General features: G+C 71.3%; 23 protein-coding genes. 11 read left to right on the top strand and 12 right to left on the bottom strand.

The genetic code is table 11. From position 1 onward, the window contains the following. Position 1 precedes the first annotated feature (1 nt). Both AW270_RS05950 and AW270_RS05955 read right to left on the bottom strand, forming a co-directional pair. Entirely contained in the window at positions 2–2,455 is a 2,454-nt protein-coding gene (locus tag AW270_RS05950) for an AfsR/SARP family transcriptional regulator (protein WP_157521730.1), read from the bottom strand. 7 nt (positions 2,456–2,462) lie between these two features. Further along, positions 2,463–2,876 carry a hypothetical protein gene (locus AW270_RS05955; RefSeq protein ID WP_061291528.1) on the bottom strand — a complete coding sequence of 138 codons (414 nt, stop codon included), beginning with the start codon at positions 2,874–2,876 and terminating at the stop codon, positions 2,463–2,465. Positions 2,877–3,008: 132 nt separating this feature from the next. On the opposite strand from AW270_RS05955, the gene AW270_RS05960 reads away from it, so the two are divergent. Further along, a complete protein-coding gene (locus AW270_RS05960) occupies positions 3,009–4,961 on the top strand; it encodes an ATP-binding protein (RefSeq protein ID WP_157521731.1) in 1,953 nt (650 codons plus the stop codon). Continuing rightward, positions 4,958–5,587 carry a response regulator gene (locus tag AW270_RS05965; protein WP_218009111.1) on the top strand — a complete coding sequence of 210 codons (630 nt, stop codon included), beginning with the start codon at positions 4,958–4,960 and terminating at the stop codon, positions 5,585–5,587. Before AW270_RS05960 ends, AW270_RS05965 begins: the two co-directional genes overlap by 4 nt. Here AW270_RS05965 and AW270_RS05970 read toward each other — a convergent pair whose 3' ends face one another. The 5 genes from AW270_RS05970 to AW270_RS05990 all read right to left on the bottom strand — a co-directional run bounded on the left by AW270_RS05970 (position 5,588) and on the right by AW270_RS05990 (position 9,639). Then, positions 5,588–6,436 (bottom strand): 5-oxoprolinase subunit C family protein, encoded by an 849-nt coding sequence (locus AW270_RS05970; RefSeq protein WP_061291532.1) that lies wholly within the window; start codon positions 6,434–6,436, stop codon positions 5,588–5,590. Beyond that, on the bottom strand, positions 6,433–7,020 hold the full coding sequence (locus AW270_RS40460; RefSeq protein WP_061291534.1) for a 5-oxoprolinase subunit B family protein: 588 nt from the start codon (positions 7,018–7,020) through the stop codon (positions 6,433–6,435). Before AW270_RS40460 ends, AW270_RS05970 begins: the two co-directional genes overlap by 4 nt. Continuing rightward, on the bottom strand, positions 7,017–7,757 hold the full coding sequence (locus tag AW270_RS05980; RefSeq protein WP_061291537.1) for a LamB/YcsF family protein: 741 nt from the start codon (positions 7,755–7,757) through the stop codon (positions 7,017–7,019). The genes AW270_RS40460 and AW270_RS05980 overlap by 4 nt, the downstream gene beginning before the upstream one ends. A 10-nt stretch (positions 7,758–7,767) precedes the next feature. Then, the gene (locus AW270_RS05985) at positions 7,768–9,270 is read right to left on the bottom strand and encodes a hypothetical protein (protein ID WP_061291539.1); all 1,503 of its coding nucleotides are present in this window, start codon (positions 9,268–9,270) and stop codon (positions 7,768–7,770) included. A gap of 126 nt (positions 9,271–9,396) precedes the next feature. Further along, positions 9,397–9,639, bottom strand: coding sequence for a hypothetical protein (locus AW270_RS05990; protein ID WP_061291541.1), 243 nt, complete (start codon positions 9,637–9,639; stop codon positions 9,397–9,399). Positions 9,640–9,809: 170 nt separating this feature from the next. Between AW270_RS05990 and AW270_RS05995 the strand changes: the two genes are divergently transcribed. From AW270_RS05995 to AW270_RS06010, 4 genes are all read left to right on the top strand, one after another. Continuing rightward, positions 9,810–10,376, top strand: coding sequence for an HhH-GPD-type base excision DNA repair protein (locus tag AW270_RS05995; RefSeq protein WP_061291543.1), 567 nt, complete (start codon positions 9,810–9,812; stop codon positions 10,374–10,376). A 177-nt stretch (positions 10,377–10,553) separates the two neighbouring features. Beyond that, positions 10,554–12,647 (top strand): SpoIIE family protein phosphatase, encoded by a 2,094-nt coding sequence (locus tag AW270_RS06000; RefSeq protein ID WP_061292374.1) that lies wholly within the window; start codon positions 10,554–10,556, stop codon positions 12,645–12,647. 218 nt (positions 12,648–12,865) lie between these two features. After that, positions 12,866–14,533 (top strand): RNA polymerase sigma factor, encoded by a 1,668-nt coding sequence (locus AW270_RS06005; protein WP_061292376.1) that lies wholly within the window; start codon positions 12,866–12,868, stop codon positions 14,531–14,533. Positions 14,534–14,733: 200 nt separating this feature from the next. After that, positions 14,734–15,636, top strand: a complete 903-nt coding sequence (locus AW270_RS06010; RefSeq protein ID WP_245674583.1) for a hypothetical protein — start codon at positions 14,734–14,736, stop codon at positions 15,634–15,636. On the opposite strand, the gene AW270_RS06015 is transcribed toward AW270_RS06010, so the two are convergent. Continuing rightward, entirely contained in the window at positions 15,626–16,357 is a 732-nt protein-coding gene (locus AW270_RS06015; RefSeq protein ID WP_061291547.1) for a YaaA family protein, read from the bottom strand. The genes AW270_RS06010 and AW270_RS06015 overlap by 11 nt on opposite strands. Positions 16,358–16,719: 362 nt before the next feature. Next, the gene (locus AW270_RS41030; protein ID WP_082801348.1) at positions 16,720–16,950 is read right to left on the bottom strand and encodes a DUF7455 domain-containing protein; all 231 of its coding nucleotides are present in this window, start codon (positions 16,948–16,950) and stop codon (positions 16,720–16,722) included. A gap of 248 nt (positions 16,951–17,198) precedes the next feature. Here AW270_RS41030 and AW270_RS06020 point away from each other — a divergent pair, with 248 nt between their 5' ends. Further along, a complete protein-coding gene (locus AW270_RS06020; protein WP_245674584.1) occupies positions 17,199–19,265 on the top strand; it encodes a DNA gyrase/topoisomerase IV subunit B in 2,067 nt (688 codons plus the stop codon). 1,371 nt (positions 19,266–20,636) lie between these two features. Here the strand turns inward: AW270_RS06020 and AW270_RS06025 are convergent. Together AW270_RS06025 and AW270_RS06030 are read right to left on the bottom strand one after the other, a co-directional pair. After that, the gene (locus AW270_RS06025) at positions 20,637–21,386 is read right to left on the bottom strand and encodes a GNAT family N-acetyltransferase (protein WP_061291550.1); all 750 of its coding nucleotides are present in this window, start codon (positions 21,384–21,386) and stop codon (positions 20,637–20,639) included. Further along, complete coding sequence (locus tag AW270_RS06030; protein ID WP_061291552.1) at positions 21,383–21,901, bottom strand: beta-class carbonic anhydrase; 519 nt, start codon at positions 21,899–21,901, stop codon at positions 21,383–21,385. The genes AW270_RS06025 and AW270_RS06030 overlap by 4 nt, the downstream gene beginning before the upstream one ends. A 137-nt stretch (positions 21,902–22,038) precedes the next feature. On the opposite strand from AW270_RS06030, the gene AW270_RS06035 reads away from it, so the two are divergent. From AW270_RS06035 to AW270_RS06050, 4 genes are all read left to right on the top strand, one after another. After that, complete coding sequence (locus AW270_RS06035) at positions 22,039–22,326, top strand: hypothetical protein (protein ID WP_061291554.1); 288 nt, start codon at positions 22,039–22,041, stop codon at positions 22,324–22,326. Between the two features lie 104 nt (positions 22,327–22,430). Beyond that, positions 22,431–22,793, top strand: a complete 363-nt coding sequence (locus AW270_RS06040; RefSeq protein WP_061291557.1) for a VOC family protein — start codon at positions 22,431–22,433, stop codon at positions 22,791–22,793. A gap of 32 nt (positions 22,794–22,825) precedes the next feature. Next, positions 22,826–23,128 (top strand): ArsR/SmtB family transcription factor, encoded by a 303-nt coding sequence (locus AW270_RS06045; protein WP_061291559.1) that lies wholly within the window; start codon positions 22,826–22,828, stop codon positions 23,126–23,128. A gap of 3 nt (positions 23,129–23,131) precedes the next feature. Next, positions 23,132–23,623 (top strand): SRPBCC family protein, encoded by a 492-nt coding sequence (locus tag AW270_RS06050; RefSeq protein WP_061291561.1) that lies wholly within the window; start codon positions 23,132–23,134, stop codon positions 23,621–23,623. A gap of 249 nt (positions 23,624–23,872) precedes the next feature. Here the strand turns inward: AW270_RS06050 and AW270_RS06055 are convergent, their stop codons facing one another. Further along, positions 23,873–26,323, bottom strand: coding sequence for a DNA gyrase/topoisomerase IV subunit A (locus AW270_RS06055; protein ID WP_439649041.1), 2,451 nt, complete (start codon positions 26,321–26,323; stop codon positions 23,873–23,875). Between the last annotated feature and the right edge of the window lie 18 nt (positions 26,324–26,341).

A 26,341-nucleotide genomic window follows, 5' to 3' on the forward strand; every position in this document is an offset into this window, starting at 1 on the left:
CTCACGGGTGACCGATACGGCTCCTCCCGCACAGCCGCCCCGGCGGCGTCGCCCCGGCACGCCTGATCACCGGCTGGTGACCCGCTTTTGGGCCGGGGCCGACCGCGAGTCGCAGCGCGGACCTGCCCTCGGTCAGCGCCTCCCGGACGACGCCGTGGACGAATCCGAAACGGCCCGGGGAGCGTTCGACGAGCAGACCGGCGGCCATGGCGGCCTCCAGCCGGTCGAGCGCGGTCTCCAGGGACAGCCCGGCGACCCGGGCGACCCGGGCCACGTCGAACTCCCCGCCGACCGCCGCCGCGACGCGCAGCAGATCGGCTGCGGGCGCGGGCAGCCGGCCGACCCGACCGACGACCACATCCCGCACCCCCGGCGGCAGCCCGCCGCCCCGATGGCGGAGCAGCTCCGTGGCGAAGAAGGGGTTACCCCCACTGCGGTCCCGCAGGACCCGCACCTCGTCGCGCGGCGTCCCGGCGGGGGCCAACTGGGCGATCTCGGGCAGCGTGAGCCCACTCAACGACAGCCGCAGCGCCCGCCGCCGCGCCAGCGCCTCATAGACATCGACGAGCGCTGGGTTGGGCGCGGGGTTGGGCGCGGGGTTGGGCGCGGGGTTGGGCGCGGGGTTGGGCGCGGGGTTGGGCGCGGGGTTGGGCGCGGTGTTAGGCGTGGAGTTCTGCGCGGGATTGAGTGCGGGGTTGAGGGTCGGGTCGAATATCGGGTCAAAGGTCAGGCGCGGCGCGGGGTTGAGCGCGGGATTGAGTTTGGAGTCGGGCGCGGGGTTGAGTGCCAGGCCAAGGGTCGGATTAAGTGCTGGGTTGAGCGCGGGATCGAGCGCAAGGTTGGGCGCTGGGTTGGGCGTGGAGTTCTGCGCGGGATTGAGCGCGGGATTGAGGGCCTGGTCGAATATCGGGTCGAAGGTCAGGTGCGGCGCGGGGTTGAGTGCCAGGTCAAGGGTCGGATTGAGTGCCGGGTTGAGAACCGGATCGAGGGCCAAGGCGGGCGTCGAGCTGAGCAGGGGGTTGAGAGCCTGACTTGACGTCTGGGCGGCCGCCTCGTTGTCGCGGGCGGTGGCGACGATGGTCACTCGGCCTTCGGTGAAGGTCTGGGCCAGGTGGCTCAGGAGGCGGAGGGAGGTGGGGTCGGCCTGGTGGAGGTCGTCCAGGATCACCAGGAGCGCGCGTTCGCGGGCGGCGGCGGCGGCGAGCGCTTGGGCGGTGCGCTCGCCCGCTGCGAACTCGCTGCTCTCGCCCGCTGCGAAGGCGGTGCCCTTGCCTGCGCCGACGTCGGTGCCCTCCGGCGTGAGGTGGCTCAGTTGGCGGAGTACCTGGGTCCATGGCCAGAACGCGGGTGTCCCCGAGGTCGCCGGGCAGCGGGCGATCGCCGCCAGGTGGCCGCGCCCGCTCGCTCGGGCGGCCATTTCCTCGGCCAGGTGGGTCTTGCCGATCCCCGGCTCCCCGGTGATCAGGGCGAACTGCGGCCGTCCCGCCATCGCCTCGTCGAGCAGGTGGTCCAGGGCGGTGAGCTCCCCGGGCCGGCTCGCCACTCGCTCCACAACGGGGGCCAGGGCGGTGAGCTCCTCGTGCCGGCTCGCCACTCGCTCCACAGCGGGGGCCAAGGCGGTGAGCTCCCCGTGCCGGCTCGCCACTCGCTCCACAGCGTGGGCTCGGGCCGGTCGCAGGTGGGGTGCCTGGCGGAGGATGTCGCGCTGGAGGTCGCGGAGTTCGTCGCCGAGGTCGACGCCGAGTTCGTCGGCGAGGATGCGGCCCGCCGTCCGCAGCGCGTCGAGGGCCTCGCCCTGCCGGCCGCAGCGGTAGAGAGCCAGGGCACGCAGCGCCCACAGCCGCTCCCGCAGCGGATGCTCGTGGGTCAGCGCCTCCAGTTCCCCGACCACCTCGTGGTGCCGGTGCTGGCCGATGAGGGCCGACACCCGCAGCTCGCGGACCCGTTCCCTGGCCTCGGTGAGGTGGGCCAGGGAGGCCGTGAGGTAGTCCTGCCCGGCCAGGTCGCTGTACGGCTCCCCGCGCCACAACCGCAGCGCCCGCGTCGCGGCCCGCTCCACCGCGACCGGATCGGTGGCCTGCTCGGCCTCGGCGACCAGGGCGAGGAACCGGGCCGCGTCCAGACGGCTCGGGTCGACGGCGAGCCGGTATCCGGCCGGGTCGTAGGTCAGCAGGCGGCTCTGGGCGCGCGGGCGGCGCTCCGGCTCCAGCACCCGGCGCAGGTTGGAGACGTACACCTGGAGTGACGCGTGCGCCTCGGCGGGCGGCGCGTCGCCCCAGATCCGGTCGATCAGGGTCGCCGGGGTGACCGGCCGGCCCTCGGCCAGGGCCAGGACGCTGAGCAGCATCCGCTGCTTGGGCGTGCCGGTTCCGCGCGGGCGGCCGTCGCCGCCGACGACCTCCAGCGGCCCCAGCACGCGGATGTCCACCGCCCCGCCCTCCACGAGATCAGTCACCGGGGCCTCACTTGCGCAGGAGCGCGACGAGGCGGAGCCCGGCGAGCACGCCCATGGCCAGATGCCCCCCGACGAGCGCGACCTGGAACACCCGCTGACCGGCGGTCAGGTCGGCGGCGTACCCGCCGTCGGCGAACCCGGACAGGAAGGCCAGCAGCCCGGCGACCACCAGCAGCGCGGCGGCAGGACCGGCGACCGCGCGGCGCCGCCGGGTCACCGCGAAGGCGAGCATCACCTGGGCGACCATCATCGGGATCGGCGCCGACAGCCGGGCCTGCGGCCCGAGGGCGTCCAGGAACGTGGGGCTGAGCCCCGCCGACAGCGAGATCAGCGCGCCGGTCACGTCCATGACGAGCAGCACGCCGACGGCGACGGCCACGGCACGGGCGAACGGGGGCTCGACGGATGTCAGGGACGACATGGTTCCTCCTAGCGGGGGTGACGCTCCGAGGATCCGTGGCGGGACGGCCGGGTGTCGTGAGGCGCGGGTCCCGGCCTCGACGGGACTTCTCGTCCCGTGACGCCGGGACCCCCGGGTGGGACCATCTCCCTCGTGACGGACAGAACGACGTGGCGCGTGGTCGTCCCGGTGGGCGCGCTGGTGCTCCTGGTGGCGGCGGCGCTCGTCGTCGAGCCCCGGCTGGCGCACCTCGGCGTGACGGGGATCGTGGCCCGTTTCGACGCCTTCCGCTGCGTGGCGGGGCTGGCGTTCGGCGTGCCCGGGGTGCTTGTGGTGGCGCAGCGGCCGGCCAGCAGGGTCGGGTGGCTCATGGTCGTCGTGGGCGCGGCCCAGGCGGTGGGGGTCGCGCTGGGGGCGTACGGACTGCTGGGCATCAACGACGGCGGGCTGCCCGGCGACGACTGGGCCATGTGGGCGTCGAACTGGCTCTGGGTGCCGGCCTACCTGGCGGTGCCGACCATCCTGTTGATGATCTTCCCCGACGGGCGGCTGCCCTCGCCCCGGTGGCGGCCCGTGGCGGCCCTCGCCCTCGCCGGGATTGCGGTGAACGCGGTCGACTGGATCCTCCAGCCGGTGACCCTGATGGGAGAGGTCGGCCGGATGTATCCCCCCGGCTACACCGGCGTCCTCGCCGACCTGACGGGGCTTCCTCCGGTGGTCCGCGCGGCCGGGATCGCGTGCGCGCTGGTCGGCGCGGTGGCGGCCGTGGCCTCGCTGGTGGTGCGCTACCGGCGGGCCGACGAGGAGACGCGCCGCCGCCTGCAGTGGATCGTGGCCGGGGCCCTGCTGACGGTGAGCCTGTTCGGCCTGGCGCTCATGGTCCCGTGGGGCGCGCCGATCCTGGCCCTGGCCTGCGTGCCGCTGTCGGCCGGGCTGGCCGTGGCCGTGGTGGCCCATCGTCTGTGGGACCTCGACCTGCTGCTGTCGCGGGCGCTGGCCCTCAGCGTCGTGAGCGTGCTGCTGCTGGCGGCCTACGCGCTGATCGCCTTCACCCTCGGCGGCGTCCTGGGGGCCGGGGTGTCGGCGGTGCTGATCGCGCTCGCCGTGCATCCGCTCTACGCGCGCGCCGGGGTGGCCGCCAACCGCCTGGTGTACGGCGACCGCGACGACCCGGCCAGGGCGCTGCGCCGCCTGGGGGCCCGGCTGTCGGATGCCGACGCCCCCGGGGACCTGCTGGAACGGGTGGCCGCCGAGGTCGGCCGGGTGCTGCGGGTGCCCTACGTCGCCGTCGAGGAGCACGGAGCGGTCGTGGCCTCCTGGGGCTCCCGGGGCGAGGCCGCCGAACACGTCCCGCTGCACCACCGGGGCCTCAACGTCGGCACCCTCGTGGTCGGCGAGCGGCTGCGCCCCAAGGACCGGGCGCTGCTGGCGGAACTGGCCCCGCACGTCGCGGTGGCCGTCCACGCCCACCGCCTCGGCGCCGATCTCGCCCGCTCGCACGCCCGCCTGCTCGCCGCCCGCCAGGAGGAGCGCGACCGCCTGCGCTACGAACTCCACGACGGCGTGGGCCCCACCCTCGCGGCGCTCGCCCTCCAGATGGACCGCGGACGGCGGCTGGTCGACACCGACCCCGCCCGGGCCAAGGCGATCATGGACGACCTGTCGGCCCGCATCCGGGCCACCGTCGGCGACGTGCGCGCCATCGTCAACGACCTGAGGCCGCCCCCGCTCGACGACCTCGGGCTCGCGGGTGCGCTCGCCGACCTGGGAAGAGGCTTCGCCGACCACCTCGACGTCCGGGTGGACGCCGACCTGCCGGCCCTGCCCGCCCCGATCGAGCTGGCCGCCTACCGGATCGCCGCCGAGGCACTGACCAACGCCGCCCGCCACGCCAGGGCCTCCCGCTGCACCATCCGGGTGCGCGCCCGCGACGCCCTGGAACTGCGCGTCGACGACGACGGGACGGGGCTCGGACCGGCCCCCGAGGGCGTCGGCCTCACCTCCATGCGGCGCCGGTCCGAGGAACTCGGCGGCACGTTCGAGCTGCGCAGCGGCGACGGCACGGGCACCCACCTGGTCGTCCGGCTCCCGCTGGTGACCTCGTGATCCGCGTCGTCGTGGTCGAGGACCACCCGATCTTCGCCGACGGGCTCGTCGCGCTGTTCCGCGACCTGCCCGAGGTCGAGGTCGTCGGCGTCGCGGGCACCGGCGAGGCAGCCGTCGAGCTGGTCGGCCGGCACGCTCCCGACGTGGTCCTGATGGACCTGCGGCTCCCCGGCATGAGCGGCGTCGAGGCCACCGCCCGGATCAGGGCCGCACATCCGGCCGTGGCGGTGCTCGCCCTGACCATGATGTCGGACGACGAGAGCATCATCGCGGCCGTGCGGGCCGGCGCCCGGGGCTACCTCCTCAAGGAGGCGCCGCCGGAGGAGATCGTCCGGTCGCTCCAGGCGGTGGCGGCCGGTCAGGTCGTCTTCGGGTCGTCCGCCGGGGGCCGGGTGCTGGCCGCCCTGGCCGCCGAGACCGTCCGGCCGCGCCCGCTGCCCGAGCTGACCGACCGCGAGCAGGAGGTGCTCGACCTGGTCGGGGCCGGGCTGACCAACCACGCCATCGCCCAGCGCCTGTTCCTCAGCGAGAAGACGATCCGCAACCACGTGTCGAACATCTTCGCCAAGCTCGGCGTCTCCGGCCGCGCGGAGGCCGTGGCGCGGGCCCGCGACGCCCGCCGCTGACTAGGGCCGGGCGGGCCGGAACCTGAGCAGGTCGCCGGGCCGGAGCTGGGCCACTTTCGGCAGGTCGGCCACGGTGACCACGCCGATGACCGGATAGCCGCCGGTCGGCGGGTGGTCGGCGAGGAACACGATGGGCTGGCCGTCCGGCGGCACCTGGACCGCCCCGGCGACCATGCCCTCACTGGGCAGTTCCCCGGTCCGCGCCCGCCTGAGCGCCGTCCCGGCCAGCCGCGCCCCGACCCGGTTGCTGTCCTGGCTCACTCTGTACGCCCCCGCGCACAGCGTGGCGAAACCGTCGTCGGTGAACCAGTCGTCCCGGGGTCCCCGCACCACCTGGACGGTCGGCTCGGCCGAGATGGGGCGCTGCGGCGCGACGTCGGCGTGGATCGCGGACATCGGCTCACCCAGCGCCAGGACCGTTCCGGCCGTCAGCGGCGGCGGCCCCAGGCCGGAGAGCGAGTCGGTCGACATGCTGCCCAGCACCGGCGGCACGCACACGCCGCCCCGGATCGCCACATACGTCCGCAACCCCTCATAAGGCATCCCGACCGACAGCGTCGCCCCCGGGGACATCCAGAAGGGCGCCCACATGCCGCCCCCCGACGCGGGCGCCGGCGCCCCGGCCAGCGCCACCCACGCGCCGCGCCGGAACCTCAGCACCGCCCCGCCGAACGTGAGCTCGATCGCGGCGGCGTCCTCCGCGTTCCCCACCAGCCGGTTCGCCAGCCGCAGGCTCGGCAGGTCGGCCGCCCCGGAGCGGGGGACGCCGAGATGGGCGTAACCCCGCCGCCCGAAGTCCTGGACGGTGGCGTAGGGACCCGGGGCGACGACCTCCACGGCAGGGGTCACGTGGCGACCATCCTGACCCGGGTGCCCGGCCTCAGCAGGGCGGGGGAGTCGCTCGTCACGTCCCACACCGGGAGGGTGGTGCGTCCCAGCAGGCGCCAGCCTCCCGGCGAGGCGGCGGGATACACCGCCGAGTAGGCCCCGGCGATCGCCACGGACCCGGCCGGCACGGCGGTCCGGGGGCGGTCGAGGCGGGAGACGTGGAGGGTGGGATCGAGGCCCACCAGGTAGGCGAACCCCGGGGCGAAGCCCAGCCATCCGGCCACGAACTCCGACGCGGTGTGGCGGGCGATCACCTCGTCGACGGAGATCCCCGCCAGCGCGGCGACGTCGGGCAGGTCCGCGCCGTCGTACACGACCGGGATCTCCACCGGCTCCCCGTCGGGGTCGTGCAGCGGCGAGTGGTCGAGCTGTTCGATCAGCGGGATGAGCCGGTCGGCCCGGCCGCCCACGACCAGGACCGTCTCCGGCCCCGGGACGATCTCCTCGACGTCGGCCAGCAGCCGCAGCCGGGCGTCGAGCCGGTGGGAGGCGGCCAGCGACCCCGTCTCGACCAGCAGGGCCCGCTCGCCCACCCGCCTGATCACGCGAACGCCTCCACTGCCACACCCGCGCCGGTGAGCGCGTGGCGGACGGCGCGCGCCAGCCGTACGGAACCGGGGGTGTCGCCGTGCACGCAGATGGACCTGGCCGCGACCCGCACCTCGGAACCGTCGACCGCCACCACGACGCCGTCGCGGGCCATCCGGACCGCGCGGGCGGCCACCTCCTCGGGGTCGTGCAGGACCGAGCCCGGCTCCCGCCGGGACACCAGGGTCCCCTCGGGGGTGTACGCGCGGTCGGCGAAACACTCGGCGACGGTGGGCGGGCCCATGCCGTGGACGGCCGACCCCGGCAGGGTCAGGATCGGCAGGCCGCCGTGGTCGGCCACCGCCTCGGCCAGCGCACGCGCCTGCACGGGATCCCAGACCACCCGGTTGTAGAGCGCTCCATGCGGCTTCACGTAGGTGACCCGGCCCCCGCAGGCGCGGGCGATCCCGTCGACCGCCGCCAGCTGGTAGAGGATCTCGGCCCGGAGCTCCTCGGCCGGCACGTCCATCTCCCGCCGTCCGAACCCGGCCAGGTCGCGGTAGGACACCTGGGCCCCGACGGCCACCCCCCGGGCGACCGCGGCCTCGCAGACGCGGCGGATCGTCAGCGGGTCTCCCGCGTGGAAGCCGCAGGCCACGTTGGCGCTGGTGACGATCTCCAGCAGAGCGTCGTCGTCGCCCAGCTTCCAGGCCCCGAACCCCTCACCGAGGTCGGCGTTCAGGTCGATCCTCATGATCCCCAGCCTAGACGGGCGGCTCGTCGGGGATGTCGGCGATGTCGTCGAGCGCGGCGGCGAGCTCGTCGGGGTGGTCGCCGATGCGCTCGGCGATCTCGATCAGCACGTGGAGCACGTCGTGGCGGTCGTGGCCGAGGTCGATCAGGCGCTGCGCGGCCTCCCACATCTGGGGCGGGTCGCCGTCCCAGAGACGTTTGGCGATCTCCTCGTGCCAGGCCAGGTGCTCGGCGAAGTCGGGCCGGGACAGCTCGCCCGCGTGGTCCATCTCCAGCAGGATCCGCCGGTCGGCCTCGTCGGCCGGGTTGAGCCGGTCGAGCTCGACGTCGCCGTAGGTGCCCTGGAGGACCGGGAACACGAACGCCCGCCGCGCCAGCGCCGACAGGTCGCCGTCGGGCAGCAGCCGCTCCACCAACTCCCGGTCGAGCCCGAACGACGTCGGGTCGCGGTAGGCCACGCCGAACCGGCCGGTCGCCTCCCAGACCGCGTCGAGGGTGGCCCGGATCGCCTGGTCGGGCAGGCCGATGCGCTGCCCGGCGAACCTCACCCAGGCCGCCAGCACGTGGGGCATGGCGTCCTGCTGCGCGGGGGTCAGCATGATCTTGCGGGGCAGCCAGTCGAGCAGGAACGTCTCACACTTGGCCGGGCTGACCCGGTGGGGCCGGCCGAAGTCGCGGTCGCAGCCGTAGTCGATGATGTGGTCGGCGCACCGCGAGGCCGCCGAGGGGTCGGACAGGTTCTCCGCCGCGTCGCTGGCCAGGAACTCGGCCGCGAGCATGGCCCGCCGCTCCCTCGTGTACGGAGCCTCGGAGTGGGCCGGGGCCGGCCGCTTTCGCCCGGGGGGCAGCGCCTTGATCCGCGACCGGGCGAAGGCGTGGTAGGCGGAGTAGCTGTCGCTGACGACCTTGGGCGCCTTGCGGTCGTAGGCCTCCTCGCGGGCCGCCTTCATGGCGAACTCCAGCAGCGCCCGCGCCTGCTGCGGCTCGATCTCCTCGAACCGCAGCATCGGGTTGCCCGCGGCCTCCAGACCGGCCTGCTCCAGCAGCTTGTCGACCTGGGTGGAGACCCAGGCGTCGCGGGCCATGCCGCGCATGTTGTAGTCGACGACGAGCACCAGCGCGTGGACGTCGTCGCCGTTGTAGGCGAACGTGCTGACCACCGTGTCCTGGTCGCCGTAGATGTCGCGGGAGACATAGCAGCCCTGCGGTTTGACCGCCCCGACCCGGTCGGCCCAGCCGGGGCGCGCGACGTCGGACTCCATGAGGGCCAGCGCGGCCCCCTCGGCCTTGGCGGCCTGCCGGGCGGTGCCGAGGTAGGCCACCGAGATGAGCAGCGTGAGCGCGGCGGGGGTGCCCGCCTTGGCGGCGTAGTCGACGAGGCCCTCACCGAGGATCTGCTCGACGTCGCCGCCGCGCAGCCGCTTCCCCCACCAGGCGCCCAGCATGTCGGACACCATGAGCTCGGCGTCCAGCGGGCTCCGGACCGCGAGCAGCTCGCGGGCCGCGAGAAGCATCTCCGCGAAGACGTCGTCCGGCGGATTCTCCCGGGGATCTCGTCTCCGTCTTCGACTCACTGTTCCACCTTCTCGCATTACGACGCCAAAAGGCACCGTAACGCGGCCCGGTGACTAGCCCGTTATTTATCTCCTGCCGGGCGGAGCGGAGTTGACCAGGGCGAGAAGGTGTTCCCGTGCGATGCGCTCGATGCTCACGGGAGTGACGTCGACACCGAGGTGCTCCGTGCACGCCCAGACGTCGTCGACGCAGCGTTCGACGGTGACCAGGGGAACGGTGATGAATTCCTCGGTGAGCCGGGCGGTGACGGCCTCACGTGTTCCAGCGCGTGTTCCTGCGGCTGTGGAGCTCGTGGCGAGTGTAGGCATAGAGGTAGGCATCCTCGCTGAATGTGGGAATTCCGGTGCTCGGTGGGGCACCGGTTGTCGGGCGAAAGTGCCGTCTCTCATTCCATAACTTTCCGCGCTGGTGTCAACCCTCCGCGTGGTTTTGTTACATGAGCCAAACACACCAGGGTGACGCGTGCGAAGCTGGAAACATGTACATCCGGCTAACACAGCGTCCCGAGGCCGACGAGCTTCTCGGCCGCAGTGGCCTGGCGCTGCTCGTGGGCATGCTGCTCGATCAGCAGATCCCCATGGAGTGGGCCTTCCAGGGGCCGTACACGATCTCCGAGCGGCTGGGCCACGATCTCGACGCCCACGAGATCGCCGCGATGGACCCGGAAGCCTTCGCCGCGATACTTTCGGCGAAACCGGCCGTGCACCGTTATCCGGGCTCCATGGCCGGGCGGATCAGGCAACTGGCGGCCCATCTGGCAGACCACTACGATGGCGACGCCAAGCGGGTCTGGGCCGACGCGGGCAGCGGAGCCGAGTTGCTGCGCCGCCTCACGGACCTTCCCGGGTTCGGCAAGCAGAAGGCGCAGATCTTCCTGGCGCTGCTGGGCAAACAGCTCGGCGTGCAGCCGCCGGGCTGGCGCGAGGCCGCGGGGGCTTACGGCGAGGAGGGGTCGTTCCGGTCGGTCGCCGACGTGGTCGACGCCGGCAGCCTCGCCAAAGTGCGGGCGACCAAGCAGGAAGCGAAGAGGGCCGCCAAAAAGTAAGTCTTATCTTGCTGCGCGAGGTGGCGCTTTTTTGACAGGATGCGTTGACCGCATGCCGGGCGGGGCTTCCGTCCATGCGTGCCCATCGCCGATGATGTAGGGCAGAACTGCGCTACTCAATACAGTTATGGAGATGTGCCTCGTGGGAGACCCTGGCACGCGACGGAGGTGCCGACCATGAGCGCCGAAACCTCCGTGCCCCGTCCCCGGGAGTCGGGTTTGGACATCTCAGACTCTGCCCTGTTCAAGGGCCTCATGGCGGAGGCTCCCTACGCCTTCGCGTTCTTTGACGTCTCTGGCCGTTTTGTCCGTGTCAACTCGACCTTTACCGAGCTGACCGGGATGCCTGTCGACCGGCATATCGACCGCTTCCCCGCCGACATCCTGTCGGCCGACCTGGCCAACGTGATCGACTCCGCCCTGCGCAGGATCGGCGACGACCGTCTTCCCGTCACCGACCAGCGGCTTCGCACCCGCGCCGAGAACGGCGACACCCGCCACTGGACCATCTCGTTCTTCCCGCTCCACGACGACGAGGGCGCCGCGATCGGCACCTCCCTGTTCGGCGTCGACCTCACCGAACGCCAGAACACCGAAGACGACCTGCGCCGCAGCGAGGAGCGCTACCGCTCGCTCGTCCAGTCGCAGCAGCAGCTCGTCTGGATCACCTCGCCCAGCGGCGCGGTCATGGAGGACGCGCCCGAATGGCGCGCCATCACCGGCCAGGGGCTGGAGGAGTACCTCGCCCACGGCTGGCTCGACGCCGTCCACCCCGACGACCGCGCCGCCGCCGAGGAGGCCTGGCGCGAGGCACTGCGCGGCCGGACCATGTTCGAGTGGTCCTACCGCGTTCGCACCCGCGCCAGCGGCTACCGCGACTTCGAGGTCCGGGCCGTCCCGATCATCCGCCACGGCCGCGTGATCGAGTGGGTGGGCGCCAACTCCGACGTCACCGCCCAGCGTGAGGCCGAGGAGATGCGCGGCCGTCTCACCGACCAGCTCGGCGCCGCCGCCCTGCGCACCGCCCGCCTCCAGGGCGCGACCGCGATCCTGGCCGAGGCCCTCACGGTCGAGCAGGTCGTCCAGGTCATCATCGACGTCGGCCGCACCGCCCTGGCCGCCGACCACTCCGCCGTCGCGCTGCTCGACCCCGACCGCGGCACCCTCAAGGTGATCAACTCCGGCGCGATCCCCGACGCCGGCGGCGCGCCCGGCGAGGACATCTCCCTGTCGCGCTCCAGCGTCATGACCATGGCCGTGAACAGCCGCCGCCCGGTCTTCGCCGAGTCGCCCGAGAGCCTGCGCGCCCAGCTCGCCGACGCGGGCGGCGAGACCGACCAGATCAACGGCTTCCTCGCCCACACCCAGGAGCGGGCCTGGGTGGGCCTCCCGCTGCTCGCCGCCGGGCGGGCGCTGGGAGCGCTCCGGTTCTCCTTCACCCGCCCCCAGAAGATCTCCCAGGAAGACGGGGTGTTCCTGGAGGCCCTGGCCGGTCAGTGCGCGCTGGCCGTCGAGCGGGCCACCCTGTTCGAGCGCGAGCACCGCACCGCCGAAACGCTCCAGCGCAGCCTGCTCCCCGAGCGGCTGCCGGTCGTCCGCGGCCTCGTGCTGGCCCAGCGCTTCCGCTCGGGCTCGCGCCACGTCCAGGTCGGCGGCGACTGGTACGACGCCTTCGTCCTCCAGGACGGCCGCGTGGCCGCCGTGGTGGGCGACGTCATGGGCAAGGGCGTCAAGGCCGCCGCCGGGATGGGCCGCATCCGCAACGCGATGCGCGCCCTCGCGCTGACCAACCCGCCGCCCGCGGCCGTGCTCACCGGCCTCGACCGCGTCTTCGAGGCGACCGAGGAGGAAGAGCAGGTCACGACGCTGGCCTACATGGTCGTCGAGCCCACCACCGGCGAGGGCACCCTCGCGCTGGCCGGTCACCCGCCGCCCCTGCTGGTCTCCCCGCAGGGCACCGCCATCCTCCAGGAGTGCGAGCCCGGCACCCCGCTCGGCTGGGCCACCAGCCGCAAGCAGTTCCGTTTCTCTGTGCCGCCCGGCCACACGGCGGTGCTCTACTCCGACGGTCTCGTCGAAAACCGCAAGCGGGGCCTGGACGCCGGCCTGCGGGAGCTCTCCGCCGTCGTCGCGGAGGCGCCTGAGGAGATCTTGACAAGTCCCCATATGTTGCTTGATTTCCTGGTGGACCGGATGTTGTCCGGGTATGAACAGGATGATGACGTCACGGTGCTTGCGGTCCATGTCCCCGCTGCCACGAAGAGTGACTGAATGAATCAGTCATAACGGTTGCTTTCGGGTATCGGTGACTGGCTTCCGTACGCACCAGTCCTTCGGTCGGCCTAGGGTGGAGGGCAACCGGCCGGAGGCGGCCGTACGGGGTTTGGCGGCGTGTCAGAATGGCATGTCGCCCACCGCGCGGCCTCGCCATCGGAGAAGAAGCAACCACCTGGGTCCATTCTCGCCATGCGTTCGTTCGAGAGGTGTTCGTGTCGCCTGCAAGTTCGACTCGCTCGAAGCCGTCGGAGCTGAACGAGCCAGTGATTCAGCAGCTCCTCGAGCGTGGGCGCTCGCAGGGTTTCCTCGAAGCCGAGGATGTCCGCCGGGCCGTCGAGGAAGCGGACATCCCGGTGCCGCAAGTCGCCGGAATCCTGCGCAGCCTCAGCAAAGAGGGCATCATCGTGAGGCTCACCGCCGAGGACTCCGCGGGGCCCAAGAAAGCCAAGCCCCCCGCGAAGACCCGTGCCAAGGCCGCGCCCGTCAAGAAGACGTCCACCAAGGCCGCCGCCGCCAAGGAGTCGCAGCCCGAGACCGTCACCGCCGTGGTGACCGATCCGGCGCCCGCTCCGGCCGCGAAGAAGCCGGCCGCGAAGAAGGCCGCCCCGGCCGCGAAGCCCACCGCGGCCGCGAAGAAGACCGCCCCCGGCGCCAAGGGCGCTGACGCGCCGACCACGGGTCCCGCCGTCCCCGGCGCCAAGGCCGACGCGAAGCCCAAGTCGGCCGACCCGTCCGGTGAAGACGACGACGACATCGAAGACGTCGACATCGAAGACTTCGACATCGAGGACATCGAAGAGGTCGAGGTCGAGGTCGAGAGCGAAGAGGCCGAGACCGAGGGCGACTCCGAAGAGGAGACGACCGACGAGCCCAAGGGCGCCGAGGTCGTGGCCAAGGTCGAAGAAGAGGTCCTGATCCTCACCGACGACGACGACGACGCCCCCGTGGCGCAGGTCGCCGCCGCCGGCGCCACCGCCGACCCGGTGAAGGACTACCTGAAGCAGATCGGCAAGGTCCCGCTGCTCAACGCCGAGCAGGAGGTCGAGCTCGCCAAGCGCATCGAGGCCGGCCTGTTCGCCGAGGAGCAGCTGGGCACCGACGGTGACCAGCTCCCGGTCGACGTCCGCGCCGAGCTCGAGTGGATCGCCGAAGACGGCCGCCGGGCCAAGAACCACCTGCTGGAGGCCAACCTCCGCCTCGTGGTCTCGCTGGCCAAGCGCTACACCGGCCGCGGCATGCTGTTCCTGGACCTGATCCAGGAGGGCAACCTCGGTCTCATCCGCGCCGTCGAGAAGTTCGACTACACCAAGGGCTACAAGTTCTCGACCTACGCCACGTGGTGGATCCGGCAGGCGATCACCCGGGCCATGGCCGACCAGGCGCGGACCATCCGCATCCCGGTCCACATGGTCGAAGTGATCAACAAGCTGGCCCGCGTGCAGCGGCAGATGCTCCAGGACCTGGGCCGCGAGCCCACCCCGGAGGAGCTGGCCCGCGAGCTCGACATGACCCCCGAGAAGGTCATCGAGGTCCAGAAGTACGGCCGCGAGCCGATCTCGCTCCACACCCCCCTCGGCGAGGAGGGCGACAGCGAGTTCGGTGACCTGATCGAAGACTCCGAGGCCATCGTCCCGGCCGACGCCGTCAGCTTCACGCTGCTCCAGGAGCAGCTCCACAGCGTTCTGGACACCCTGTCCGAGCGCGAGGCGGGCGTCGTCTCGATGCGGTTCGGTCTCACCGACGGTCAGCCGAAGACCCTCGACGAGATCGGCAAGGTCTACGGCGTGACGCGCGAGCGCATCCGCCAGATCGAGTCGAAGACCATGTCGAAGCTGCGTCACCCGTCGCGTTCGCAGGTTCTGCGCGACTACCTCGACTAAGGGATATCCGTAAACGAGACTCGGCGCGCAATATTGCGTGCCGAGTCCGTTTTACGTTGGGGTTTTACTCGGGCGTAACACGAAAGTAGCGCCTGTCCCATCGGTGGCTTCTATGCTGCCGCCCCATGGGAGTAATCGAAGTGGATCGAGCACGTGCTCGGGGGCCACGAGTGATCCCGGACCGCCCATGGGCGGACATCATGCTGGACGACGCGGTTCTGGCCGTTCAGCGCCGTAATCTCGAGGCGGCCGCCCCTCTGCTGGCCGCCACCAGGGGCGATCCGGAAGTGCGGGCTCTGCGGATCGAAGCCCTCTCGCGCGCGGCCATGGGGATGAGCCGCGGCATCGAAAGCCTGATCGCCCGGGATCAGGCCAATCCTGATCTCTGGCTGTGGCTGGGCCGCACCAGGATCGAGGAGGCCTGGGACATCAAGCCCGAGGTGAAGGCGCGGGCCGTCCAGGCCCAGCGGCTGGAGGCTTACCACGCGGCCATGGAGAGCGCCCGGCAGCCTCTGGTCACGGCGGCCGGCTTGATGCCCGCCGACCCCGTTCCGTGGGAGTCGATGCTCTGGCTGGCTCTCGGTCTCGAACGGCCCCGGGTCGACAAGGATTCGGTCTGGTACGAATGCGCCCGGCGCTGGCCGACCCTCTATTCGGCCAATGTGGCCCGATTAATCACTCTTTCTCCCGGTTGGGGAGGAACCGCGACCGAAATGCTGGAATTCGCCCGCACGGTCGCCTCCCACGCCCCTGAGGGAAGCCCTCTTCCTGCACTCGTCCCGCTGGCCCACTTCGAGGTCGCCGCCGCGCAGCGCACTCCCATGTCCCGCGGGGCCTGGTTCGGTTTCGACGCGCAGCGGGAGATCGTCGCCGCGGCGGGCCAGTGGTCGCAGCGCCGCATCGGCCCCGCCCATCCCCGCTCCATAGAGGGCCACAACGCCTTCGGAGCGGCCTTCTACCTGTCCGACCTGCGACGTCCGGCGAGGGGACATCTGACGCGGACAGGTGGCCGGTTCAGCCGGTTGCCGTGGTCCCACCTCGGCGGAGAGCCGGAGAACCAGTTCCAGCGGGCCTGCGGCAAACTCAACGTCATCACGAACTGAGCACCACGTCGAGCCTGCCCGGGTGGAGCTCGACGGCGTGACCCAGCCTGGTCAGCAGGTGGGCGAGCTCCCCGGCGTCCTTCGCCGTGGCGGGGCTCTCCACCAGCGACCGGGCGATCAGCCCCCGGGTGTGCTTGGCCATGTGGCTGACGACGGTCCGGTCCTTGGTGAGCACCCTGACCGCGACCGTCTCCCTCCTGGGCTTCCAGGCCGCCGCGTAGGTGGCCGACCTCAGGTCGACCACGAGCCCACCGGCCTGGTCGAGGAGCGGGCCCAGGCTCGGCTTCCAGAACGCGGCCAGCCCGCCGACCGGCGGAAGCCGCACCCCCATCGACAGCCGGTAGGGCGGAACCCGGTCGCCCAGCCTCAGCGCGCCCCAGAGGCCCGAGAAGACGACGACCCTCTTCGTGGCGCGCGCCTTGGCCTTGGCGTCGAGCGTGGCGAGGCTGAGGGCGTCGTAGAGCACCCCCGTGTAGAGCTCGGAGACCTTGACGGTCCGGGCGGTGCGCAGCCCCCGGTTGCGGCTGATCTCCCCAGCGAGCCCCGGAGGCAGGCCGAGGACCTGGTGGGCCTGCTCGGGGCTGTGACAGAGCTCGACGAGCGCGTCGAGGACCTTCTCGCGGGGCGAGGTGAGCTCGGGGAAGCTCAGGGACTCCAGATCGACGGGACGACCCCGGCCCGAGGCCGCCTTGCCCTCGGAGGGCGGCAGGAGGATCAGCACCTCCCCAGCCTAGGGCGAAACCCCAGGCCAACAGCACGCCGTCACCGGGGCCACAGGAGCACACGGCCAGCGTAGGTTCCAGTCCGTTGCGGATCGGCGGCGCGGGCCTGATTCCACATCAGGGACAATCTGCGGCCGTCGGGGAGGTTGGTCGGCGGCGTTCGCGGACGTTTCAGGTCAGCGGCGGGTCTATGGCTGAGCTGACGGCGTTGCGGGGCGGGGCAGGAGCGGGTGGTTGGCGCTGGTTGCGGGCGGCGCGGGGGCGGTGGTCAGGGCCGGGGTGGGCGGAGCCGTAACGGAGAAATGAGAACGGCGTGATCAGGGGATGCCTGATCACGCCGTTGTCGGTGTCGGTGGCCGGATCACCGCTCGTCGGGAGCGGCGGATGCGGATGTCGAACTGAGTCGGGCTGATTCGTCCTGGATCTCAGCGCCCTTGTCGCGCAATGCGGCCACGTGCTGTCGGCCATGGTGTGCGCAGAACAGGAGTTCAGCGCCTACCGGAAGAATCGCGCGAATATAGGCCTGAGCGCCGCATCGGTCGCAGCGGTCTAGGGCGGTCAGCGGCTTGGTGGGGGCGAGAGCTCCAGTCACGTATCGCCTTTCGGGTCACCCCGTTGACCGGGGATGTTGGCGTCACAGTCACTTGGGACAACATCTAACCGGATGAGGGCGTTCCCAATCACCTCCTGACTACGCCGAGAGCGGAATGTTCCGAAAGGTGACGTGGATCACACCGCAGGTAACGAGAAGCCCTCGACAGCTGGCAAGCTGGTAGGCGTAAAACCACGCCTAGCGCTAAGCTGCGTACGCGTGTTCGACTGTTGAGCGTGGGAGCTGGAGTGACGGTAGCGGAGACGGGTTACACGGCTCGTCATCTGTCGGTTCTTGAGGGTCTCGAAGCCGTCCGCAAGCGCCCAGGCATGTACATCGGGTCGACCGACAGCCGCGGGCTCATGCACTGCCTGTGGGAGATCGTCGACAACTGCGTCGACGAGGCGCTGGCCGGATACTGCTCCCTGATCGAGGTCGAGCTCCATCCCGACGGTTCGGTCGAGGTGCGCGACGACGGGCGGGGCATCCCGGTCGACGTCGAGCCCAAGAGCGGGCTCGCGGGTGTCGAGCTGGTCTACACCAAGCTCCACGCCGGCGGGAAGTTCGGCGGCGGGTCCTACGGTGCCTCCGGCGGTCTCCACGGCGTGGGCGCCTCGGTGGTCAACGCGCTGTCGTCCCGGCTCGACGTCGAGGTCGACCGCGACGGGCGGGTCCACGAGATCAGTTTCCGGCGCGGGGTGCCCGGCGTCTTCGAGGGCGAGGGGCCCTCGGCCAAGTTCAAGAAGAAGTCCGGCCTGCGCGACGGCGGCCCGCTCGGGGCCCGGGTCACGGGCACGCGGGTGCGGTTCTGGGCCGACCGCCAGATCTTCCTGCCCGAGGCGGAGGTCTCGCTCGACGAGATCCACGTGCGGCTGCGGCAGACCGCCTTCCTGGTGCCCGGCCTGACCCTGTCGGTGCGCGACAGCCGCACCGAGGAGGTCTCCGAGGAGACCTTCCGGTTCGACGGCGGCATCAGCGAGTTCACCGAGTTCCTGGCGCGCGACGAGGCCGTCTGCGACGTGCTGCGCATGCAGGGGCAGGGCCACTTCCACGAGACCGTGCCGGTGCTCGACGAGCAGGGCCACATGACGCCGACCAAGGTCGAGCGCGAGATGGTCGTCGACGTCGCGGTGCGCTGGGGCAAGGGCTACGACTCGACCGTCCGGTCGTTCGTCAACGTGATCGCCACGCCCAAGGGCGGCACCCACGTGCTCGGGTTCGAGCGCGCGCTGGTGCGGACGATGAACGAATTACTGCGTGAGTCCCGGCTGCTCAGGGCCAACGACGACGGCGTGACCAAAGAGGACATCCTCGAGGGTCTCACCGGCGTGGTGACCGTGCGCGTGGCCGAACCGCAGTTCGAGGGGCAGACCAAGGAGGTGCTCGGCACCTCCGCGGCGACCCGCATCGTCTCGACGGTCGTCTCGCGGGACCTCCGCGAGATCTTCACCAACCCGCCGCGCGGGGCCAAGCAGCAGCTCAGGGCCGTTCTCGAGAAGATCGTCGCGGCGGCCAAGGCGCGCATCGCGGCCCGCGAGCACCGCGACAACCAGCGGCGCAAGACCGCGCTGGAGAGCTCGGCGCTGCCGGCCAAGCTGGTCGACTGCCGCAGCGACGGCGTCGACCGCAGCGAGCTGTTCATCGTCGAGGGTGACTCGGCGCTGGGCACCGCCAAGCTGGCCCGCGACTCCGAGTTCCAGGCGCTGCTGCCCATCCGGGGCAAGATCCTCAACGTGCAGAAGGCGTCCGTGAGCGACATGCTCAAGAACACCGAGTGCGCGGCGATCATCCAGGTCGTGGGGGCGGGCTCGGGCCGGACGTTCGACATCGAGCAGGCGCGCTACGGGAAGATCATTCTCATGGCCGACGCCGACGTCGACGGGGCGCACATCCGGTGTCTGCTGCTGACGCTGTTCCACCGCTACATGCGTCCGATGGTCGAGGCCGGGCGGGTCTTCGCCGCCGTGCCGCCGCTCCACCGGGTCGAGCTGACCAATCCCGGGCGGGGGCAGGAGAAGTACATCTACTGCTACTCCGACGCCGAGCTCCACAAGGTGCTGGCGGGGCTCCGCAAGCGGAACAAGAAGTGGAAGGAACCGCCCCAGCGCTACAAGGGCCTGGGCGAGATGGACGCCGACCAGCTGGCCGAGACGACCATGGACCCCCGCCACCGCGTGCTGCGCCGCATCAGGATCGAGGACGTGGAAGAGGGCGAGCGGATCTTCGACCTGCTCATGGGGAGCGACGTGGCGCCGCGCCGGGAGTTCATCGTGAGCTCGGCCTCGGACATCGACCGCGACGCCATCGACGCCTGACGGGGGTTTCGCCCGCTGACGGGGTTGTTTGGGGCCCTGAGATGGGCTCGGCGGCTTGTGGACGGGTTGAGGCTGCCTGGGGCGTTTGGAATTTCTCAGTGGCGGCCTCGGCCAGCTGGGAGCGCGCCTGGTGGGCAGTGCGATCGAACCTCATGCCGGCCTGGCCCGTGATCGGCCGGACGGTGTCCGGGCAGCCTCATCGCACGTCGTGACGCTCCGGCCCACGATCGGATGGATCGGGCAGCGCGATCGACGCCATGCCGCCTCGGCCTGGAGGACCGGCTGGACCGTGCCTGGTGGCGGACGGCGTGACCGACATCACGCGGTGCAGTCCCGCTATTGGATGGATCGTGCTGGCGCATGGACATGATGCGGCCATGGCCCGCGGTCGGGTAGACCGCGTCCGATAGTGGGCGGGGTGACCGACGTCATGCCGCCTCGGCTCGGGGAATGGCCTGGACCGCGTCTAGCGGCGGGTAGCGCGATGGACGTGATGCCGCCTTGGCCCGTGATCGGCTGAATCGTGCCTGGTGGTGGGCAGGCGCGATGGACGTGATGCCGCCTTGGCCCGTGATCGGCTGAATCGTGCCTGGTGGTGGGCAGGCGCGATGGACGTGATGCCGCCTTGGCCCGTGATCGGCTGGGCCGTGTCTGGTGGCGGGGGTGATCGACGTCATGCGCCTGGCTCGGGACCGCGTTGGTGGCGGGTAGCGCGACGGGCATGTGCCGCTCTGGGCCCGTGATCGGCTGGACCGCCTCTGATGGTGGGCGGGGTGACCGACGTGACGCCGCCTCGGCTCGGGGGATCGGCTGGACCCCATCTGGTGGCGAGTAGTGCGACGGACATGATGCCGCCCTGGCCCGTGGTCGGCTGGACCATGCCTGGTGGCGGGTGATGTGACTGACATCATGCCCCTCGGCCCGGGGATCGGCTGGACCGGGCCAGGTGATGGGCGGCGCGACCGACATGTCGGTCCGGCCCGTGATCGGCTTCAGCCGGGTTTGGCAGACGACCGGCGGTTGGTGCCCGCCGGTATCCCGATGTCCCGTAGCGCTGACCGCGCACAGGGCCTTGCTGCGCGGTGCCACGTCGGCGGCGGCACTCTATCGACAGCGCTGGCGGCTGCTTGCTGGAGGCCTGGCTGGGGGCCGCTTCGGGTTATGGCTGATCGCGATCACCATGCAGCGATCTGAGTGTTGTCGTGCCCATGGGATTGCATGTCGGTGGCGGCAGGCAGTTCATGGGGTGGCGTCGTCCGTGCCTCGGGCTTGCTGGTCGCGGCCACGGCCGTGATGGGGTCGGCCGGTTGGTTCGGCCAGGGGCGCGCCGTGTCACGAAATTTCGGGACACGGCGCGCCCCTCCCTCAGGGTCAGGAGAACTTGCGGAAGTGGTTGGTCTGGCCGATGGGGGTGAAGCCCTGGCGGGCGTAGAAGTCCTTGGGCCAGTCGTTCTGGTCGGCCTCCAGGAAGAGGGTCAGGTCGCCGGCCCGGTGGATCGCCTCGGTCACGACCGCGCGGGCGTGGCCTTTCCGCTGGTGGGACGGGTCGGTGATCAGGTCGTCGAACTGGGCCATGCCGGAGGCCCGGTGGACGTAGAGGTCGCCGTGGCAGACGATCGTCTTCCCGTCGCGGACCGCCAGGAAGGTGATGTCGTAGCCCTCCTGGACGAGGGTGGCCCGGCGATCGGTGAGCTGGTCGAGCTCCTCGGCGGTGAGTTGCGGGTATTCGGCGGCCCAGGCGGCCCGTACGACCTCGTGGAGGTCCTCCATGGTCACGGCCACCACCTGGGGTGCGGGAGGCGGGACAGGGCCCTGGTGGAGCATCAGCACGTTGGTCTCGTGGCCGTAGCCCGCCTCGGTCAGCGCCGCCGCGGCGGCTTTCGCGGTCGGCTCGTGGTCGATCTCCACCAGGCGGTGGCCGACGTCGCCCAGCGCCCGGTCGGCCAGGGCGAGGATGTCGCGCGGGTCGGCCGGGCCGGTGATCACGACCTTGTTGTGGTGGTGTGATGAGGCGTACCGGAAATTGCGCACGGTGAACCCGAAAGGGTGCTCCTGGACGTCGTCGGCCTGGGAGCGGATGTAGTCCTCCTTGAAGCGGAGGACGCGGGCGAGTTCGCTCATGCGGCGGCGTTCCGGCGGAGTTCCTCTATCGGCGTGAGCTTGCCGGACCGCACGTCGTAGATCGCGCCGCCGACGGAGACCACGCCGTCGAGGAACGGGCTGGTGCGGATCCGGATGAGGTCGTGCCGGAGGGCGGCGTCCTGGTCGGGGACGGTGTGGAAGTCGAGGCTGCGGGTGTCGACCCCCTGCGCCCTCGCCAGGTCGTGGATGTCGTCGTCGGTGACCTTCGTCATGCCGCAGTCGGTGTGGGGCATCACCAGGACGCGGTTGACGCCGAGGACGAACACGGCGACGACGAGCGTGCGCAGCACGTCGTCGGTCACGCGGGCCCCCGCGTTGCGGAGGATCTTGGCGTCGCCGGGTTTGAGGCCCAGCAGGCCGAGAGGGTCGATGCGGGAGTCCATACACGTGACGACGGCCAGGCCCCGGGCGGCCGTGCCGGTCAGGCCGGAACCCGTGAACGTGGCGGAATAGGCCTCATTGGCGGCCAGGAGGTCATCGAAGGCACCGTTCATGTACCGAATGTTCCCGCAAACCGCTTTCGTGACCTTTCCCGGGGTCTACCAATGCGGTGAACCACCTCCGAACTCGTGTCACCCTAGGTAATTATCCGTGACGTAAAGTCGCCGACCGTTTGAGGAGACCCGAGAACATGAGCACCACCGCGCCCCTCTCCGACCATCTGCGCGCCCACGCCCGCCGTCGCCTCGACCGCGTGGAGCCGTCGGACGAGGGCCGCAACGCCCGCCTGGCCCTCGCCCTGATCGACGCGGCCTGCTACGTGGACACGCTGCCGGAGGACGATCCGGTGATCGTCGCGCTGCGTGAGACGGGGATGCTGAAGCCCGACGGCTTCGAGCCGGGCGACCGGGAGGCCCAGCTGCTGGCGGAGTGGTCCGGGGGAGACCCGGCCCAGTTGCTGGCCGCGCTGGCGCGATAGGACGCGGGCGGGCGGGGCAGGTCGGGGGATATTGCCTGGATTATCCAGCGACACCGGTATAACGTCTTCACCGGTTACCTCATACGGGAAAGTGAGTGACGTCCATGGCCATCGCCACCCTCCATTCGTTCGTGTTCGACTGCCCCGACCCCCGCGCCCTCGCCGAGTTCTACAAGGAGCTCCTCGGCTGGGAGATCGTGCGCGACGACACCGACTGGGTCGTGATCGGCGACGGCGGCCCGGTGCAGATGGCGTTCCAGTACGCCGCCGACTACGTGCCCCCCGTCTGGCCGCAGCCCGACCACCCCCAGCAGGCCCACCTCGACGTCACCGTCGCCGACCTCGCCGAGGCGGGGGAGCGGGTCACGGCGCTGGGGGCGGTCAAGCACCACCACCAGCCGGGCGACGAGAAGGGCTTCGTCGTCTATCTCGACCCGGCGGGCCACCCGTTCTGCCTCTGCGATTGACAGCGCATATTCCTTAAGGGGAATATAGCGAGGTGGACGTGTTCGTCGTGCTCGCGGAGCCGACCCGGCGCCGCATCCTCGACCGGTTGCGCCGGTCGGAGAGCAGCGTCGGGGAGCTCGTGCGGGAGCTGTCGATGGGCCAGCCGGCCGTCTCGAAGCATCTCAAGGTGCTCCGGGAGGCCGGGCTGGTCTCCTCGCGCACGGCCGCGCAGCAGCGCATCTACCGCATCGAGCCCCGTCCGCTGGCGGCACTCGACGAGTGGCTGGCGCCCTACCGCCGCCTGTGGGACGACCGTCTCGACGCCCTCGAAGCCCACCTCGACCAGCAGGAGTAGGCCATGGAACTCGCAGACGTGTCGGCTCATCCGGCAGGCGACGGCCGCTGGACCCTCGTGTTCACCCGCGACCTGTCCCACCCGCCGGAGAAGGTCTGGGACGCCCTCACCGAACCGGGCCGACTCAAGGAGTGGGCCCCGTTCGAGCCCAGCCGCGACCTCGGCGAGCCGGGCGAGGCGACCCTGGTCATGGACGGCGCCGGCACCGACGAGACCGTCACCAAGGCCGACCGTCCCCATCTGCTCGAATACACGTGGGGCGGCGATCTCCTGCGCTGGGAGCTGGAGCCCACGGAGACCGGCACCCGCCTCCGCCTCTCCCACACCATGCCGGGCCCGGAGTGGGCGGCCCGCAACGCGGCCGGCTGGCACGTCTGCCTCGACACCGCCGACCTGCTCCTCGCGGGCACCCCACAGGGCCGTGTCGTGGGCGAGGACGCCCTGAAGCACGACTGGCAGGACCTCCGCGACGCCTACACGGCCAAGCTTTCCTGACCAGACGTCCACGGCGGCCCTTCCGAGGCCGGAACGGCTGTTCCGGCCCCAAAGGTCATGCGACCCGGCGCAGAGAGCCAGAGGCCCCGGTGTCGGCCTGAACCCGAGGCCCCGGTGTCGGCCTTGAACCCGAGGCCCCGGTGTCGGCCTTGAACCCGAGGCCCCGAAATCCGCCTTGAACCCGAGGCCCCGGTCGTCCGCCTGAACCCGAGGCCCCGGTGTCCGACTAAGGGACCGGGGCCTCAGACGTTAGAGGGCGCCCCCGATGGCTGAGACCGTGTGGGTCAGCCTGACGCCCGAACCGTCGCGGCGGCCGATCTCGTCGGGGAGGGGCACCGGCTTGCCGACCGACGAGACCGCCTTGGCGGGGCTCGGCCCGGCCCAGGCCAGCAGGAGCACGTCTTCGCCCTTGAGGAACCGCTGGGCCCGGACGCCGCCCGTCGCGCGGCCCTTGGCGGGGAACTCGGCGTAGTCGGAGATCTTGCCGCCGCCGATCTGGGTGCCCGGGAGGGCGGTGGACGACCCGGCGATCGTCACCACGCACGACTCGCGGCCCGGGTCGATCGCGCCGAACCAGATGACCTTGGCCCCGGGCTCGACCCGGATGCCGGCCATGCCGCCGGCCGGGCGGCCCTGCGGGCGGACGTTGGTCGCGGAGTAGCGCAGCAGCTGGGCGTCGGAGGTGATGAACACCAGGTCGTGGTCTTCGGAGGTGAGCTCCACGGCCCCGACCACGGTGTCGCCCTCGCGAAGGGTGATGACCTCGAACTCGTCGCGGTTGGCCGGATAGTCGGGCACGACCCGCTTCACCACGCCCTGTTCGGTGCCGAGCGCCAGGCCCGGCCCGTCGGGATCGAGCGAGCCGATGCCCACGACCGACTCGTCGGCCGCCAGCGAGACGTATTCGGCCACCGGGTGGCCGCCCGCCAGCGACGGCGGGTTGGCCGACGCGGGCAGGGTCGGCAGGTCGACGACCGACACCCGGATCATGCGGCCGAGCGAGGTCACCACCCCGACCTCGCCCCGGACCGTCGACCGCACCGCCGAGACCAGCACGTCGTGGACGGTCCGGTCGCCCGAGGCGGGCAGCGGGGAGGCGTCGGAGGTGCGGGCCAGCAGGCCGGTGGAGGAGAGCAGCACCAGGCACGGGTCGTCGGCGACCTCCAGCGGCACCGGGGCGAGCGTGGCCACCCCGCCCTCCAGCAGGAGGGTGCGCCGGGGGGTGCCGTAGGTCTTGGCGACCTGGGCCAGCTCGTCGGAGACGACCTTGCGGAGCTTCAGGTCGGAGCCGAGGATCTCGCTGAGCTCCGCGATCTCGCGGGTCAGGGTCTCCTTCTCCTTGTCGAGCTCCAGGTTGTCGTAGCGGGTCAGGCGGCGCAGGGGGGTGTCGAGGATGTAGTTGGCCTGGATCTCGCTCAGCGAGAAGGTCTCCATCAGGCCGGTGCGGGCCGCCGCCGAGTCTTCGGAGGTCCGGATGACCCGGATGACCTCGTCGATGTTGAGCAGGGCGACGATCAGGCCCTCGACCAGGTGGAGCCGCTCCTCGCGCTTGCGCCGCCGGTGCAGCGAGCGGCGGCGGACGACGTCGATGCGGTGGTCGACGTACACCGAGAGGAGTTCGCGCAGACCCAGGGTGCGCGGCTGGCCGTCGACCAGAGCCACGTTGTTGATGCCGAACGTCTCCTCCATCGGGGTCAGCCGATAGAGCTCCTCCAGCACCGCCTCGGGGTTGAAGCCGTTCTTGATCTCGATGACCAGCTGGAGGCCCTTGTGCCGGTCGGTGAGGTCTTTCAGGTCGGCGATGCCGGTCAGCTTCTTGGACGTCACCAGTTCCTTGATCTTGGTGACCACCCGCTCGGGGCCGACGTTGTAGGGCAGCGCGGTGACGACCAGGCCCTTGCGGCGCGGCGTGACGTTCTCGACCGTCGCGGTGGCCCGCATCTTGAAGGTGCCCCGGCCGGTGCGGTAGGCGTCGTGGATGCCGCCCAGGCCGTTGATGTAGCCGCCGGTCGGCAGGTCGGGGCCCGGGATGAAGTTCATCAGGTCGTCGAGCGTCGCGTCGGGGTGCTTGAGCAGGTGCCGCGCGGCGGCCACGACCTCGACCAGGTTGTGGGGCGCCATGTTGGTCGCCATGCCGACCGCGATGCCGGTCGAGCCGTTGACCAGCAGGTTGGGGAACGCCGACCCCAGGACCGAGGGCTCGGTCTCCTGGCCGTCGTAGTTGGGCTTGAAGTCGACCGTGTCCTCGTCGATCGACTGCACCATCAGCATCGCCGCGTCGGACAGGCGGGCCTCGGTGTAGCGCATGGCGGCCGGCAGGTCGTCGGGCGAACCGAAGTTGCCGTGGCCGTCGACCAGCGGCAGCCGCATCGAGAACGGCTGGGCCTGGCGGACCAGCGCGTCGTAGATCGCGCCGTCGCCGTGGGGGTGGAGCTTGCCCATGACCTCGCCCACGACGCGGGACGACTTCACGTGGCCCCGGTCGGGACGCAGCCCCATCTCGTTCATCGAGTAGAGGATGCGGCGCTGCACGGGCTTGAGCCCGTCGCGGGCGTCGGGGAGGGCGCGCTGGTAGATGACGCTGTAGGCGTATTCCAGGAAGCTGGTGCGCATCTCCGCGGACACGTCGATGTCGACGATCCGCTCCTCGAAGTCCTCGTCGGGCGGGGGGCTGGTCGTTCGTCGGGCCATGTCGAACATTTTGCCGGTCCCCACCGA

This window comes from Herbidospora cretacea, from assembly GCF_001570605.1.
Taxonomy (GTDB): domain Bacteria; phylum Actinomycetota; class Actinomycetes; order Streptosporangiales; family Streptosporangiaceae; genus Herbidospora; species Herbidospora cretacea.